This is a genomic window from Chitinilyticum aquatile DSM 21506, from assembly GCF_000430805.1.
GTDB lineage: Bacteria > Pseudomonadota > Gammaproteobacteria > Burkholderiales > Chitinibacteraceae > Chitinilyticum > Chitinilyticum aquatile.
In genome coordinates this window covers 100196-114500 of record NZ_AUMS01000001.1, presented here as the reverse complement: position 1 = coordinate 114500, position 14305 = coordinate 100196, and the positions used below count along the sequence as shown (strand labels likewise).

The following is a 14305-nucleotide window of genomic DNA, read 5'->3' as shown; positions in this document are numbered from 1 at the left end:
GATCACTCTGCGCTTATATATTTTGTTGGATCAACCGGCTTGCCAAATCTGCGGATCTCAAAGTGCAACTTGGTCTCGTCGGCGTCGGTATTACCCATTTCAGCGATCTTTTCTCCCTTCTTGACCACGTCCCCCTCTTTGACCAGCAATTTGCTGTTGTGAGCATACGTCGAGAGGTAGCCACTGCCATGCTGCACGATGACCATTTTTCCGTAACCGCGCAGTCCGCTTCCGGCATATACGACCTTACCACCTGCTGACGCAACTACAGACTGCCCCATTTTTCCCGCTATATCAACGCCTTTGCGTTCCTCGGTAAATCCCCTGGACACCTTACCTGCGGTTGGCCAGCCCCAGTCGATCACGGAATCGGTGGCTGAGCCGGCTGCAGATGCCGCTTTTTCCGCGGTTTTGCTGGCATTGGCGGCCGGTACAGGCGTTGCGCCCGTAGCGGCAGGAGTTACAGCCGTCACGGACGAGGCTGTAACAGTTTGTTGCTTTGTTGCAACGCCACTTCCAGCCACAGAGGCAATGGATGCTTCTGCGGCCGGGCTATAGGGCTGGCGCACGGCCTTCGGATAGGTTTTCACATCGACTGTGCTGGCAGTCGCAGGCACAGCAGCCCCCTCCGGAGCCAGCCTCAGCACCTGCCCGGCCTTGACGTCGTCCATATTGACCAGATTGTTCCAGGCAGCAAGATCTTTGGCAGATACACCCTGCTCGCGGGCAATCTTGTAGAGCGTATCGCCACGCTGGACAGTATAAGTGGCACCAGCGGCCTTGCCGCCAGCCGGAACTGCCGGGCGCGGGCTTGTCACCGCAGCGGCAGTTGTGGCGGTGGTCGTGCTCGTGGTCGCAATCTCGCCCTCGGGCTTAAGGGGTTTGCTGACAGCAACCGCAGCGGGCGCTGGCGTTGGCGCAGTACTCACTGCCGGCCGGCTTTCCGGCTGCCCGACGGTGCGTTCGGAAATCGGCGCGGGTTGAGTCGGCGTGCTCGAGCAAGCGGCGAGCAAAAGGGTGGCGCACAGGCCGGCTGCGATGTTTTTCACGAAAATCTCCTGATTAGTCTTACTGGGCAATGCCGCCGAGCAAAGGCACAAAGCGCACCGGCTCAAGGCGTGTTTCGACCCAAACTCCATTTTCCTGGCAAATCAGCGCCAGCTCCTGGGCATCTTCACCGACCGGCACGATCAGGCGCCCGTGCGGCGCCAGCTGGGTGATCAGATGTTCCGGAGAAATGGGGGCGGCCGCTGCGAACAAAATCACATCAAAGGGCGCGGCATCGGCAATCCCCTTGCTGCCATCGGCATGGCGCAGACGGGCATTATGCACGCCAAGCTCGGCAAGCCGCTGCCTGCTGCGCTGAGCCAGTGCGCCGATGCGCTCAATCGAATAGACCGTTTTGAAAAGCTGGGCAAGAACGGTTGCCTGATAGCCGCAACCGGTGCCGATCTCCAGTACCTTGTCGCGCGCACCGGCGCCGAGCGCCAGTTCGGTCATGCGCGCAACGATATAGGGCTGCGAGATGGTCTGCCCGTAACCGATAGGGAGTGAGGTATCGTCGTAGGCCTTGTGCTGCAGGGCCTCGTCAACAAAAAGGTGCCGGGGCACCTGCTCCATCACGGCGAGCACTTCGCGATTGCTGATGCCTTGCTGGCGCAGGCGATCAATCATGCGGCTGCGGGTACGCGCCGAAGTCATTCCTGTCCCGCCCAGCAGCGAAGGGTTCAGTCTGAGAGCCATGAGGCCACCAACTCCAGCTGGGTATGCGACGTCAGATCAGTAGACAAAGGGGTTATAGAGACATACCCCTCGGATACGGCATGAAAGTCGGTTCCTTCTCCCGCATCGGCTGCCACTCCCGGCGGACCAACCCACCAGATTGTTTCACCGCGAGGATTGCTCGACCTGATCACCGGTTCAGCCTTGTGCCGCCGGCCCAGCCGGGTGATCCGCACGCCTTTCAGTTCCTCGTAAGGCAGATCGGGCACATTCACATTAAGCAGCAGCGGGACACTGAATGACTGGCGCTTGAAACGCCGCACCAGATCCAGCGCAACGCGGGCGGCGGTTTCAAAATGCTGCGGGGTACGCGACGCAAGGGAGATGGCAATGGCGGGGATGCCCAGCAAATAGCCCTCCGTCGCGGCGGCAACCGTACCGGAATACACGGTATCGTCACCCATATTGGCGCCGTGGTTGATCCCGGAAAGCACCATGTCCGGCAGAGCTTCCATCAAGCCGGTCGCCGCCAGATGCACGCAGTCTGTCGGTGTTCCATTGACATACAGAAACCCGCCGGGCGCTTCGCGCACGGTCAGCGGGCGATCCAGCGTCAGCGAATTGCTGGCGCCACTGCGATCCCGCTCCGGTGCGCAAACCAGCGCATCACCCTCGTCTCCCAGTGCCATCGCCAGCGCGGCAATGCCAGGGGAAAAATAGCCATCGTCATTTGAAACCAGAAAGCGCATCGACTTCTCCGTTGATGAGCTATTCTAGCGGCAGCAGCATCCGGCGCAAAATAAGCTTAATCATTCCTTGCGCACGAAGGGCGATAGCTGCTGAATATGCCACACGCCACGATCAGAATCATGCCCAGATAGCTGAGTACAGGCAGCGCATCCCCCCAGATGAGCACTCCGAACAGCGTTGAGAACACGACAGTGAGGTAAGCCAGGCTCGCCACCGCCAGTGTTCTTCCCTTGCGGTAAGCCCGCGTCATCGACAGCTGTGCAATGGTCGCGCAAACGCCCATGCCCAGCACCGAAAGCCATCCCCCGGCATCTGGCATGACCAGCGGCGCACTCTGCAGCAGCATCCAGCAGGCCGCTCCCAGCGTCGAGACCAGTGAAAAGTAAAATACGGTACGCCACTCCGGCTCACCGTAGCGGCCGAGTTCGTGGACATTCATGTAGGCGATACTGGCCAGAAAGCCCGAACCAAGACCGATCAGACCGGTCAGCCACTGCCCCGCTGGCAGCGATGGCCTGAGCAGCAACAGCACCCCGGCAAAACCGCCCAGAATCAATACCACCTGCCGCCAGTGCATGGGCTGGCGCCGCCACGCAAAGACCACCAGTGCCAGAAACAGGGGCGAGGTGTAATTGAGCGTGACCGCCGTCGGCAAGGGCAAATGGGCAATGGCGTAAAAATACAGCATCAGCGCGAGAAATCCGGAAATGCTGCGCGACAGGTGCAAGCGCAGAACAGCTGGGCTGACACGCAAGGACTGCCCTCGCGGCAGCGCGATCAGCATGATGCCGGCAAGCCCCGCCAGACAGCGATAGAACACCAGTTCCGCCGTACTCAACTGCGTACTCGCCCGTTTGACAAACACGCCCATCACGCCGAACGCCAGGCCTGCCACCACCATCCAGAACGGACCGGAATGCCGCCAGCTCTTTATCACATCACGCATCACACATTCATCCCTGCAAATGCAAAAAGCGCCCGAAGGCGCTTCCTGCATTATCGCACGACTACCGGAACAAGGTCAGTTGCAGCGCAACCAGCCGCTTTCATCTTCACGGATCACTGCGGAGCGCAAATCGCTGCCACAGTAGTAACGCACTTCCGCCTGCTTCAGATCACCCGGCGACGGATCACCACACCAGCGATTATTGGCATCGAGCAGGTATTCACCGCGACCATTGGCACGATTGGCCAGATTGCGGGTGAAATCGCAGCTGCGCTTGCCCGATACATAACGGGCACGGTCAATACGGATGTCGCGACGATAGTAATCGTTGTTATTGTTCCAGTTATTGTTGTTATTCCAGTTATTGCCGCCGTTCTGCATCATTTCATAAGCAGCCTGCCAGCCATCGCGAAAGCCCTGCTGGTACTCATAGCTGCGGCCACTCATGCGCTCCTGCGGCGGATGCGGCTCGGCAAAAGCAGAAAGGGACACCACAGTAGCAGCACACAGCACGATCAGTGTTTTCAGCTTCATATCGCACATCTCCTGATGAAATTCTCCGGGGCATTATGCGACATGAATGCTGAAAAATACATGAACAAAGTCGCACGGCAACCGTGACATTATTCCCTCAACATATCCCCCATTTCACGGCGATAAAACTCGTGGAAATGCTGCATTCCGTCTTCCATCGGGCTCTGGTAGGGACCAACTTCGTTGCGGCCCGCGCGGTAGAGCGCCTCGCGGCCGGCCTCCATCCGGTCGATGATCTCGCGATCTTCGACGGCCGTTTCATCGTAGGCCGCCTGCTCGGCAGCGATGAATTCCGGCTCGAAATAGGCGATATCTTCGGGATAGTAGAATTCAACCACGTTCTTGTAGCTGCGCGGGCCGGTAGGAATGATGGTCGAAATCACCAGCGTATGCGGGTACCACTCGACGGTGATGTTCGGGTAATAGGTCAGCCAGATTGCGCCGAATTCCGGCTTTTTGTCGCCATAGTAGGCATTGACCTGCTTGTGCCATTCCTCATAGGTGCGCGAGCCGGGCTTGGCCAGACCATTGTGTACACCCACGGTCTGCACCGAATACCACGGGGCAAACTGCCATTTCAGATCATTGCACTCGACAAACTGCCCCAGTCCCGGATGGAACGGTACGACGTGGTAGTCCTCGAGATACACCTCGATGAAGGTTTTCCAGTTGCCCTGGTATTCATCGACATGCACCGAATGGAACACATAATTCGAGAAATCGAAGTGTTTGGCCACCCCCATGTCTTTCAGATCGGCCTCGATATCGCGGCCACTTTCAAAAAGCAGACCATTCCAGCTTTGCAGCGCGGTATCGGGCAGATGCAGACAGGGGTTGCCCGGAAAATGCGGCGCCCCCATCAGTTGGCCACTTTCGTCGTAAGTCCAGCGGTGCAACGGGCAGACCGTGTGCTTGGCATTGCCGCGACCATCGAGCATGAAGGCCTGGCGATGACGGCAGATATTGGACAGGCATTTGACGTCACCCGCCTCGGTACGCTTCAGATAGCGCGCGCCATTGCTCGCTTCGAGCACATGATAGTCACCCGCTGCGGGCACCATCAGTTCATGACCGATGTATTTGGGCCCCCTGGCAAACAGACGATCCAGTTCTGCCTGATACAGTGTTTCGTCGAAATAGGATGACACCGGCAATTGCGTGTGCATCACGAGCTGCAGATTGGCATCGTGCAGTTTGGACATATCCCATACCCCCAGTGGTTGAAGGTCTAAGACGTCTTGCCACTTGTGCCGCTACGCTGGCGGCGATGGGTGGGCAAGCCATCGTTGTTAATTGCCGGCGCCTTGCGCGACCGACCCGAAAAGGGTACGGATTTTCCCCTATCGCGCCCCATGCGGCAAGCTTTTTATCGATAATTCAAGCAGATAAGTCGTTCTCGGGCATCACCCCTGCAAACAGCGGGCGTTTTTTCAATACACCACACTGTATAAGCCCTATCCCCTTCAATTAAAAGGGCTGTAGCCATATACCCATAAAAAAACAACCCCGCCGTAGCGGGGTTGTCTGTTTGCGGCCCGACAGGATCAGACCGAAACCTTGGCAGCATCTTCCTGGAAGGTGGCGATCTGGTCAAAGTTGAGGTAGCGGTACACTTCCGCACTCTTCTCATTGATCACACCGATGTCGGCCATGTACTCCTCGCGGGTCGGAATGCGGCCCAGACGCGATGCGATCGCGGCAAGTTCGGCCGAGCTCAGGTACACATTGGTGTTCTTGCCCAGACGGTTCGGGAAGTTGCGGGTCGAGGTGGATACCACGGTCGCACCTTCGCGCACCTGTGCCTGATTGCCCATGCACAGCGAGCAGCCCGGCATTTCGGTACGCGCGCCAGCCATGCCGAAGGTGCCATAGTAACCTTCCTCGGTCAGCTGCTGGGCATCCATCTTGGTCGGCGGAGCGATCCACAGCTTGGTCGGCAGGTCGCGCTTGCCTTCCAGCAGCTTGCCGGCGGCGCGGAAGTGGCCGATGTTGGTCATGCACGAACCGATGAAGACTTCGTCGATCTTGGTGCCGGCCACGTCAGCCAGGGTCTTCACATCATCCGGATCGTTCGGGCAGGCCAGAATCGGCTCGACGATTTCGCTCATGTCAATTTCGATGACCGCGGCGTACTCGGCATCGGCATCAGCCTTCAGCAGTTCACCCTTGGCAATCCAGTCTTCCATGGCCTTGATACGGCGGGCCAGTGTCTTGGCATCGCCATAGCCGTTGGCAATCATCGACTTCAGCAACACGATGTTGGACTGCAGGTATTCAACCACCGGCTCGCGGTTCAGCTGCACAGTACAACCGGCGGCAGAGCGCTCGGCCGACGCATCGGTCAACTCGAAGGCTTGCTCGACCTTCAGATCCGGCAGACCTTCAATTTCCAGGATGCGACCGGAGAAGATGTTCTTCTTGCCGGCCTTGGCCACGGTCAGCAGACCCGCCTTGATCGCATAGAACGGAATCGCGTTCACCAGATCGCGCAGGGTGATCCCCGGCTGCATGGCGCCCTTGAAGCGCACCAGTACCGATTCCGGCATGTCGAGCGGCATCACGCCGGTCGCAGCTCCGAAAGCCACCAGACCGGAGCCGGCCGGGAAGGAAATGCCGATCGGGAAACGGGTGTGCGAATCACCACCGGTACCGACGGTATCAGGCAGCAGCATGCGGTTGAGCCAGGAGTGGATCACGCCGTCGCCCGGACGCAGGGATACGCCGCCACGGTTGCGGATGAATTCCGGCAGCTCGTGGTGCATCTTGACGTCCACCGGCTTCGGATAGGCGGCAGTGTGGCAGAAGGACTGCATCACCAGATCAGCGGAGAAGCCCAGACAAGCCAGGTCTTTGAGCTCGTCGCGGGTCATCGGGCCGGTCGTGTCTTGCGAGCCGACCGAGGTCATGCGCGGTTCGCAGTAAATGCCGGGACGCACGCCCTGGCCTTCCGGCAGACCGCAGGCACGGCCAACCATCTTCTGGCCCAGCGAAAAGCCCTTGTTGCTGGCAACCGGTGCTTGCGGCAGGCGGAATTCGGTGGATGCAGGCAGGCCGAGCGCTTCACGTGCCTTGGCGGTCAGCGAGCGACCGATAATCAGGTTGATACGGCCACCGGCACGGACTTCGTCAAACAGCACTTCGGACTTGACCTTGAATTCGGCGACAACAGTACCGTTCTTCTCGATCTTGCCTGCGTACGGGTAGATATCGATCACGTCGCCCATTTCGAACTTGGAAACGTCAACTTCAAGCGGCAGCGCGCCGGAATCTTCCTGGGTGTTGAAGAAGATCGGAGCGATCTTGCCACCGAGACACACACCACCAAAACGCTTGTTCGGCACGAAGGGAATGTCTTCACCGGTCCACCACAACACGGAATTGGTCGCCGACTTGCGCGAGGAACCGGTACCCACCACGTCACCGACGTAGGCAACCGGATGGCCCTTGGCCGCCAGATCGCGCAGGAACTGGATCGGGCCGCGCTTGCCGTCTTCTTCCGGCTTGAAGGCCGCGTCAGCGCGAGTGTTCTTCAGCATCGCCAGTGCGTGCAGCGGGATATCCGGGCGGCTCCAGGCATCCGGGGCTGGCGACAGGTCGTCAGTATTGGTTTCGCCCGGCACCTTGAACACGGTCACGGTGATTTTCTCGGCAACCGCAGGGCGGCTGGTGAACCACTCGGCGTCGGCCCAGCTTTGCAGCACGGCCTTGGCGTTGGCATTGCCCTTGTCGGCCAGTTCCTTCACGTCATGGAAGTAGTCGAACATCAGCAAAGTTTTCTTCAGCCCTTCTGCGGCGATAGCGCCGACTTCGGCGTCACCCAGCAGGTCGATTTGCGGCTTGATGTTGAAGCCGCCCAGCATGGTGCCAAGCAGCTCGACAGCCTTGGCGCGCGACACCAGGCTACAGGAATCAGCGCCGCTGGCAACCGCTGCTAGGAAGGCAGCCTTCACCTTGGCAGCGTCATCCACGCCGGGCGGAACACGGTGGGTCAGCAGGTCGACCAGGAAGGCTTCTTCGCCGGCCGGCGGATTTTTCAGCAGCTCAACCAGCTCGACGACTTGCTGGGCAGTCAGCGGCAGCGGCGGGATGCCCAGCGCGGCGCGCTCGGCTACGTGTTGGCGATAGGCTTCAAGCATGATTCGACCTTCCGGATGGTAGTAAGGGCAGTTAAAACGACTGCGACACAGTCCCGTGTGGCAATCCCTGTCTTGTCCTTGTCCGCACACATGGTTGCGGAGTGTGGATTTTTTTTGCCCGCTCATGGTACGCCCAATGGCGCAGGCAGACAAACGAGTAATCGCCACACTAGTCGTGAGTTATACTCACACCAAGTCGGCGAACAGTATAGAAAAATGACTTTTCCGGCACTTACAGCTGCCAACCCAAACCGCGACGTTCCATTCACTCACATCGAACAGTTTCCATGCAGCAATCTCTCCCCCCCCTTAATTCCCTGCGGGCGTTTGAAGCTGCAGCCCGGCTGAACAGCTTCACCATGGCTGCAGCCGAACTGTGCGTGACCCATGGCGCAATCAGCAAACAGATCCGCCAGCTGGAAGAATGGCTGGGATTAAGGCTTTTCGAGCGCAGCGGTGGGAGAGTCCAGCTCACTGAAACGGGTTGGCGCTATCTGGTGCAAATTCAGGACGGCTTCGACATCATCACCAATGCCACCTTGCAGTTGCGTGAGCCATCCAGCCAGCGGCGGCTTATCCTGAATTCGACGCCGACTCTTGCCATGCGCTGGCTCCTGCCGAGACTGGCACACTTCCAGCACGACTACCCCGATATCGAGCTCCGGATCACGACATCGGATCGCGACATATCGCGACTGGAAACCCCCTTCGATATTGCAATCCGCCGCGGCCCGGGTGACTGGCCAGGCTATATCAGCAGGCCGTTTCTGGAGGAACGGGAGTTGCCGCTCTGCCATCCGAAGCTGCTTGAAAAACATGCCATCCAGAAAGCCGAAGACCTGGCACAGCACACCTTGCTCATGGCAGACACACGCCCGACTGCCTGGCAACGCTGGCTGACCCTTGCCGGCGTTCCCGATCTGAAACCAAGGGCAAGCCAGCAATTCGACCACTTCTACCTCGCACTGCAAGCCGCCATTGACGGGCTCGGAATTGCACTGGGACCACTCCCCATGATGCAGCACGAGCTTGATGCAGGCACCCTGATCGCCCCACTGCCTTTCCCGGCCGTACCGGTGCGTGGCTATTGCTGGATTGTTCCGCGCAGCCTGATGAACGATCCCGCCACCACAGCCTTCTGTAACTGGCTGGAGTCACAATGAGAAAAACCGCCTTGAAGGCGGTTTTTCTCATTATTGGCCAGACCCTGTTGCCGTTTACTCTGCGCCAGTCTTTGCACCAGCCGGGTAAGCAACCTTGAAACGCGTCTTCAACGCCTCCAGGAAAGCAAAGGCGTCACGATTGGCCAGCTGACGCTGCAGCATGGCGCCAAACTGGGCACGCGATTGCGCGTTGAGCTCGGGAGCTGGAACAACCTTGTCAATCCGCACCAGCAGATATCCCTGTCCGGCTACTTCAGCACCAACATACGCAGGCAACTTGCTGGTATCAGCCTTGAAGATTTCCTTCAAGGGCCCCACCGCCTGGCCTGACAGATCCTGGCGAACCGGCTGCGATGTTCCCCAGGTCAAGGGCAAGGCTGCACCGCCCTGCAATTGCTTGAGTCTTGCCTCGCCATCCTGCTTGGCCAGCTGCATTGCCTTCTCGCGCTTGAGCAACTGCTCGATGGCCGGTTTCACCTCGTCAAGTTTATGCACCTGCTCAGGCTTGTACTCCTGTACCCGGGCAGCAACATACACACCCGGTGCAACCTCGACGGCCGAGGAGTTGTGCTTGTTTTTCAGCACATCCTCTTCAAACACTGCCTCAAGCAGTTTCGGGGCATTCAGCTGCGGGTCCTGGCTGCCCTTCCGGGTTACCCAGTCGCTACCCTGTACAACAAGACCCAGCTTGTCAGCTGCCGGCTTCAGGCTGGACGCTTCCTGGTAAAGCACCTCATTGAGTTCATCGACTTTTTTCTGCAACTCACCCTGAATGGCGGCCGATTTCAGCTTCATTTCGATCTCGGAACGCACATCAGCCAATTGGCGCCCCCTGATGTCATCAACCATCAGGATGTTAAGCCCTTGCGGGGTTTCGATCACATCACTGACCTGCCCCTTGGCAAGCTTGAAGGCCGCTTCGTCAAACGCTGCATTCTGACTCACGCCCTTGGCCAGATAGCCCAGATCGCCACCATTGGGGGCTGAAATGGGATCCTGCGATTTTTCCTTGGCGACAGCAGCAAAATCCGCCGGCGCCTTTTTCAGGCGCGCAGCCAGAGCCTCGGCTTCCTTGCGGAGCACAGCCTTGGCTTCCGCTGAAGCATTCGCCGGATAGTTCAACTGGACCAAACGTATTTTCCGCTCTTCCTTCGCCAGCTCCTGACGGTGCTCTTCGAAGTATTTGGCAATGTCCGCCTCATCAACCTTCACTCCATCCGCAAGCCTCTGGGCACTGAGCACGACGTACTCAAGCTTCACCATGTCGGGCGATTTGAATTTGGTTGTATTTGCCGCGTAATACTTGCTGATTTCTTCGGGAGAGACAGTCGCCTTGGCCAGATAATCCTGCGCCGGCATGGTAACCAGCGAGACTTCCCGTGTTTCGCCCAAAATCTTGTTCAACAATTCCAGTGAGGCATTGCTCGAAAACCCCGATCCGAAGATGGGCTGTAGCAACTGATTGATCAGTACATCCTTGCGCACGCTTTCATCATACTGAGCAGCGGTCATGCGACGAGCTTCGAGTTGCTGCTTGTAGCGTGCCATATCAAACTTGCCATCAACCGAGAGGCCTTTGGCAATGATTGCGGCAAGCTCGGCATCACTGAGTGCGAGGCCCTGCGCCTTGGCATCCTGGAGCAGCAGACGTTCCTGCACCAGTTGCTCAATGATGCGCCCCTTGTCGGCGTCTGCCACAGGCTGCCCCTGAGTGGCCATGGCAAAGTCCAGACCCGTGATCTTGCTGTCACCCACTTTTGCAATGTAGCCATCGCTACCCTGCATGGCGCTGTAACCACCAACACCAAACCCGACCAACAAGCCCAGCGACACAGCTCCAAGCAGGATCTGCGCAGCGGTCTTGTGCTTTTGGACATAGTCAAACATGAATGTTACACCCCCCTGCTTTTGTGCAGGCATCTTGCCAGATTACGCAGCTGCTGTCTCTGCCCGGCAAGGAAGTAGGAAAAGAAAAAGGGCAAACCGTAGTTTGCCCTTGGAATCTGGCGGAGCGGACGGGGCTCGAACCCGCGACCCCCGGCGTGACAGGCCGGTATTCTAACCAACTGAACTACCACTCCGTAACCAGCAAGCTCGCTCACTGGCTTGGGTCTGATGCGCATCTGATAAACGCGTCATTCCCTGACAAACAGTCGGCCAAGCACCTGCCTAGCAGATCCGGCCTCAGCACTGTTATTGCACGGCGTCTTTCAAAGACTTGCCTGCACGGAATTTGGGTTGCTTGGCAGCCTCAATCTTGATGGACTCGCCAGTGCGCGGGTTGCGACCAGTGCGAGCTTCACGCTCGGCGACATAGAAAGAGCCAAAACCAACCAGAGTAACTTCCTGGCCACCCTGCAGTGCGCCAGTGATGGCTTCAATCGTTGCATCAAGAGCTTTACCGGCAGCAGCCTTGGACAGGCCTGCGGATTCAGCGATAGCGTCGATCAGTTCCGATTTATTCACTTACATCCCCTTCATATTGGTTGAATTAGTTCAGTCAGCCGATTGCTTAAGCTTTATAACAAGCGGCAAAAATAAGTGTCAACTAGTGTTTGGTGCTATGTGTTCCCGTTTCCACGACCGCAGCCTCAGACGAAGCAACAGGCGGAGTTTCGACTCCCGCAAACGGCACCGGCTGGGATTCCAGAGCCAGCGATAGTACCTGATCAATCCACTTAACAGGATGAATTTTCAGGCCGCGCTTCACATTATCCGGAATTTCCGCCAGATCCTTCGCGTTTCCTTCCGGGATCAGCACAAACTTGATACCGCCGCGCAAGGCAGCCAGCAATTTCTCCTTGAGACCACCAATCGGCAACACCTCGCCGCGAAGGGTAATTTCACCGGTCATTGCAACATCACACCGCACCGGAATTCCGGTCAAAATGGAAGTCAGGGCTGTGGTGATGGCAATACCCGCAGATGGGCCATCCTTCGGTGTGGCACCTTCGGGGAGGTGGATATGGATATCGTGCTTTTCATAAAAGCCAGGATCAATACCCAAGTCAGCCGCCCGCGCACGTACAACTGACAGCGCGGCCTGAATGGATTCCTGCATCACCTCACCGAGCTGGCCTGTCTGGATCATTTTGCCCTTTCCGGCAAACTTGACCGCCTCGATGGTCAGCAATTCGCCCCCCACTTCGGTCCAGGCAAGGCCGGTGACCTGCCCGATCTGATTCTGCTTTTCCGCCTGGCCGAAATCATAGCGCTGCACACCAAGGTATTTATCAAGCACCTTGGCGGTGACAGTTACCTTCTTGTCGCTTGGCTTGAGCAACAAAGCCTTCACGACCTTCCGGCAAATCTTGGCAATTTCGCGATCTAGGCTGCGCACCCCAGCTTCTCGCGTGTAGAAGCGGATGATATCGCGCACGGCAGACTCCTGAACCACCAACTCGCCATCCTGCAGGCCATTGGCTTTCATCTGCTTGGGTACCAGATACTTCAGCGCGATATTGACCTTTTCATCCTCGGTATAACCGGCAAGACGAATGACCTCCATGCGATCCAGCAGTGCGGCAGGGATGTTGAGCGAATTGGCTGTCGCAACAAACATCACATCGGAAAGGTCATACTCAACCTCAAGATAGTGATCGCTGAATGAGTGATTCTGCTCCGGATCAAGCACTTCCAGCAAAGCAGATGATGGATCCCCCCTGAAGTCCTGACCCAGCTTGTCCACTTCGTCCAGCAGGAAAAGCGGGTTCTTGACCCCGACCTTGTTCATGCTCTGCAAAATCTTGCCGGGCATGGAACCAATATAGGTACGGCGGTGACCGCGAATCTCAGCCTCATCCCGCACACCCCCAAGGGCCATGCGGACAAACTTGCGGTTGGTCGCACGCGCAATCGATTCACCAAGCGAAGTTTTGCCTACCCCCGGAGGGCCAACCAGACACAGAATCGGTCCCTTCAGCTTTTCAACCCGCTGCTGGACTGCGAGATACTCGACAATACGTTCCTTGACCTTCTCGAGACCATAGTGATCCGTATCCAGCACGGCCTCAGCCTCGGCCAGATCCTTGCTGATCTTGGTCTTTTTCTTCCAGGGCAAGCCGGCAATGGTTTCGATGTAATTGCGCACGACCGTTGCCTCGGCAGACATCGGCGACATCATGCGCAGTTTTTTCAGTTCACCCTCGGCCTTTTCGCGTGCTTCCTTGCTCATGCCCGCGGTCTTGATGCGCTTTTCCAACTCATCCAGATCGGCATTTTCATCCAGCTCACCCAGTTCTTTCTGGATGGCCTTGACCTGTTCGTTCAGGTAATACTCGCGCTGGCTCTTTTCCATCTGGCGCTTGACGCGACCACGGATGCGTTTTTCAACCTGAAGAATGTCGAGCTCGGCCTCGAGCTGCTTCAGCAGGTGATCCATTCGGTCCTTGACCGATGGCATTTCGAGAATGACCTGCTTTTGCTCCAGCTTCAGCGGCAGATGTGCAGCAACCGTATCAGCAAGCCGGCTGGCTGATTCGATTCCCGACAGCGACGTCAGGATTTCCGGGGGAATTTTCTTGTTCAGCTTGACGTACTGGTCAAATTGCGACAACAAGGCGCGACGCATCGCCTCGGCCTCGTGATTCAGCTCATCCTCGGGCGGCAGTGGCTCGGCCACTGCACTGAAGTAACCATCCCCCTCGGTCAGATCATGCAGACGTGCGCGCTGACTGCCTTCAACCAGCACTTTGACGGTGCCGTCAGGCAATTTCAAGAGTTGCAGGACCGTCGCAATCGTGCCGACTTCATACACATCGGCAAGCGCCGGCTCATCCTTGGCGGCATTCTTCTGCGCGGCAAGCAGGATGGGAGTACCGTTTTCCGTTGCCACTTCCAGCGCCTTGATGGACTTTGGACGGCCAACAAACAACGGAATCACCATATGCGGGAAGACCACTACATCCCGCAGTGGCAGCATCGGAAAAGTAACGGGATCAGAAGGTAATACGTGTGGATCGGACATGCTTGGAGGGATCCGCGAAAAATAGGTTATTCAATAATGAAGGCGGGACCGGCAAAATTCAATGCCGGCCACCTCATGAACGCGGAAT

Annotated in this window: 11 protein-coding genes and 1 tRNA gene; 1 reads left to right on the top strand and 11 read right to left on the bottom strand. The window is 57.7% G+C overall.

The genetic code is table 11. The features are described from left to right. Nucleotides 1-2: 2 nt before the first annotated feature. The 7 genes from H559_RS0100570 to acnB all read right to left on the bottom strand — a co-directional run bounded on the left by H559_RS0100570 (nucleotide 3) and on the right by acnB (nucleotide 8088). A complete protein-coding gene (locus tag H559_RS0100570; protein WP_081412797.1) occupies nucleotides 3-1139 on the bottom strand; it encodes a peptidoglycan DD-metalloendopeptidase family protein in 1137 nt (378 codons plus the stop codon). After that, nucleotides 1069-1743, bottom strand: a complete 675-nt coding sequence (locus tag H559_RS0100565) for a protein-L-isoaspartate(D-aspartate) O-methyltransferase (RefSeq protein ID WP_034639226.1) — start codon at nucleotides 1741-1743, stop codon at nucleotides 1069-1071. Before H559_RS0100565 ends, H559_RS0100570 begins: the two co-directional genes overlap by 71 nt. Continuing rightward, complete coding sequence (gene surE / locus H559_RS0100560; protein ID WP_028451064.1) at nucleotides 1728-2471, bottom strand: 5'/3'-nucleotidase SurE; 744 nt, start codon at nucleotides 2469-2471, stop codon at nucleotides 1728-1730. The genes H559_RS0100565 and surE overlap by 16 nt, the downstream gene beginning before the upstream one ends. 56 nt (nucleotides 2472-2527) lie before the next feature. Beyond that, a complete protein-coding gene (locus H559_RS0100555; protein WP_034639224.1) occupies nucleotides 2528-3418 on the bottom strand; it encodes a DMT family transporter in 891 nt (296 codons plus the stop codon). A gap of 75 nt (nucleotides 3419-3493) precedes the next feature. Then, nucleotides 3494-3952 (bottom strand): hypothetical protein, encoded by a 459-nt coding sequence (locus tag H559_RS0100550; RefSeq protein ID WP_028451062.1) that lies wholly within the window; start codon nucleotides 3950-3952, stop codon nucleotides 3494-3496. Nucleotides 3953-4041: 89 nt separating this feature from the next. Further along, entirely contained in the window at nucleotides 4042-5154 is a 1113-nt protein-coding gene (locus H559_RS0100545; protein WP_028451061.1) for an aromatic ring-hydroxylating oxygenase subunit alpha, read from the bottom strand. Nucleotides 5155-5496: 342 nt separating this feature from the next. Beyond that, the gene (gene acnB, locus H559_RS0100540; protein ID WP_028451060.1) at nucleotides 5497-8088 is read right to left on the bottom strand and encodes a bifunctional aconitate hydratase 2/2-methylisocitrate dehydratase; all 2592 of its coding nucleotides are present in this window, start codon (nucleotides 8086-8088) and stop codon (nucleotides 5497-5499) included. A 287-nt stretch (nucleotides 8089-8375) separates the two neighbouring features. Between acnB and gcvA the strand changes: the two genes are divergently transcribed. Further along, nucleotides 8376-9251 carry a transcriptional regulator GcvA gene (gene gcvA, locus H559_RS0100535; protein ID WP_028451059.1) on the top strand — a complete coding sequence of 292 codons (876 nt, stop codon included), beginning with the start codon at nucleotides 8376-8378 and terminating at the stop codon, nucleotides 9249-9251. A gap of 54 nt (nucleotides 9252-9305) precedes the next feature. Here gcvA and H559_RS0100530 read toward each other — a convergent pair whose 3' ends face one another. The 4 genes from H559_RS0100530 to lon form a co-directional block, all read right to left on the bottom strand. Next, nucleotides 9306-11138 carry a SurA N-terminal domain-containing protein gene (locus H559_RS0100530; RefSeq protein ID WP_028451058.1) on the bottom strand — a complete coding sequence of 611 codons (1833 nt, stop codon included), beginning with the start codon at nucleotides 11136-11138 and terminating at the stop codon, nucleotides 9306-9308. A gap of 117 nt (nucleotides 11139-11255) precedes the next feature. Further along, nucleotides 11256-11332 (bottom strand) — tRNA-Asp (locus H559_RS0100525). Between the two features lie 112 nt (nucleotides 11333-11444). Next, the gene (locus H559_RS0100520) at nucleotides 11445-11717 is read right to left on the bottom strand and encodes an HU family DNA-binding protein (RefSeq protein WP_028451057.1); all 273 of its coding nucleotides are present in this window, start codon (nucleotides 11715-11717) and stop codon (nucleotides 11445-11447) included. 82 nt (nucleotides 11718-11799) lie between these two features. After that, the gene (gene lon / locus H559_RS0100515; RefSeq protein WP_028451056.1) at nucleotides 11800-14217 is read right to left on the bottom strand and encodes an endopeptidase La; all 2418 of its coding nucleotides are present in this window, start codon (nucleotides 14215-14217) and stop codon (nucleotides 11800-11802) included. Between the last annotated feature and the right edge of the window lie 88 nt (nucleotides 14218-14305).